This window comes from Mesorhizobium sp. M7A.F.Ca.AU.002.02.1.1, from assembly GCF_003998535.1.
GTDB classification, from domain to species: Bacteria; Pseudomonadota; Alphaproteobacteria; order Rhizobiales; family Rhizobiaceae; genus Mesorhizobium; species Mesorhizobium ciceri.
Genome location: NZ_RZPB01001104.1, coordinates 1 through 1,508, shown reverse-complemented (window position 1 = coordinate 1,508; position 1,508 = coordinate 1). Strand labels below are relative to the sequence as shown.

The 1,508-nt window shown below is 61.5% G+C and carries 2 protein-coding genes; one reads left to right on the top strand and one right to left on the bottom strand.

The annotated features are described in order from the left end of the window. The first annotated feature begins 294 nt into the window (after window positions 1-294). The gene (locus EN879_RS35480; protein ID WP_063168100.1) at window positions 295-1,020 is read left to right on the top strand and encodes a hypothetical protein; all 726 of its coding nucleotides are present in this window, start codon (window positions 295-297) and stop codon (window positions 1,018-1,020) included. 62 nt (window positions 1,021-1,082) lie between these two features. On the opposite strand, the gene EN879_RS35475 is transcribed toward EN879_RS35480, so the two are convergent. Then, entirely contained in the window at window positions 1,083-1,286 is a 204-nt protein-coding gene (locus EN879_RS35475) for a DUF3126 family protein (protein ID WP_013531334.1), read from the bottom strand. Between the last annotated feature and the right edge of the window lie 222 nt (window positions 1,287-1,508).

Sequence of the window (1,508 nt, the reverse complement as noted above, 5' to 3'; positions counted from 1 at the left end):
GTCCCGCACAGGCCGTGGCGAGCAGCGAGCGCAAGACATGTGACGGCGACACATAGGGTTCGGTGAAGGCGACCTTGCGGCCCGACGCCAGTTCCATGGCCGATCCGGCCAGCCCGCAGGCCGTCAACCCGACGGCAAAAGCAAAGAGTGTGAGTTCCAGCGGTCCCATCTTAACTTTCCGTTTACCATGAAATTGCACAGTCGTTCCATGCAGGCTGCAAGAGCCATGCCGTGCGATGTGTGCCGCCCGGGGACACTGCAGGCGGACGGGCGGCCCGAGATCCGAGGACTGAGATGAAGCAGGCAGCGCTCGCCAACGAACTCACCGTGGTCGATTCCAGGCTGATGAAGCGGGTGCTCTACGGGTTCGCGGTGCTCGCCCTGTTGTCGGTGGCGATCAGCCTTGCCGGCAAATGGTTCGGCCATTCGATCGCCATGGCCGGATACACCGACGACGCAACAGCCCACCAGGTGGTGATCGGCAACAATGTCATCACGGTCCCGGCCAATGCCATCCGTTTCGCCCAGGCCCGGCGCGACGGCATCGCCTCGCGGCTCGACCTCTATCTGCGCTATCCCCAGATGGACGGCTACAGCGAGGCCGCGCGAGATGATTTCAACCATACGGGAACAGCCAAAAGCATCGTCTTCCTGTCCTTCGAACAGCAGATGATGTCGCGTGACATGAGCGGCCGCTTCGCGCCGATCTACAGCGCGCTGATCATCCGACCCGGCACTGCCGGGCCTGGCGGCACGATGATTTATGGTTTCAACGAGAAATCAGGCTATCTGAACGAGGTGCTGGTTGTCGGCAATCGCCCCGGCAAGGAGCCGTTCGTGGCCCGTTGCCTGAGCGGGCCGAGTGCCGACCAATCGCTGGCGCCCTGCGAGCGCGACATCCAGGTCGGCGACGAACTCAGCCTCACCTATCGCTTCCCAAGGGAGTTTCTGGGCGATTGGCAGGCGCTCGACGCGGCAATCGCCACCGAAGCCGGGCGCGTTCTGAAGGCGGGACGTTAAGAACGCTTCAAGGGAACCGGCTGGCCGGCCGCATGAGCCGGCCGACCGCAAGATTTGCTGGCTCAGGCCAGATCGATGTCGAGAATCGCCATCGAAAAATTGTAGTCGCCGTCGTCCTCGTCCTTGAAGACGATGCCGAGGAATTCGTCGCCGACATAGACCTCGGCCGAATCGTCCTTGCGCGGCCGCGCCTTGACCTCAAGCTTGGGGTTTTGGAAGACGCGCTTGAAATAGGCGTCCAGCTTTCTGATTTCGTCCGGCTTCAACAGTCTTCTCCGATCATCGGGCTTGCTCGTTCGAACGCGCTTCTGGCACGTCGACAATGGCGATGTAAAGGCAAGCGGCCTGATTAAGGTCTGTTGATATTCACGTGAGGCCGGCCTGCAAATGGCGGTTTCCTGCGCTTCCCCGTTCTACCGCGTCGCGGTAGAACTGTGCTCACGTACCCAAACGTACGCTCCGCTCCGGTTCTCGGAACCCACCATTTC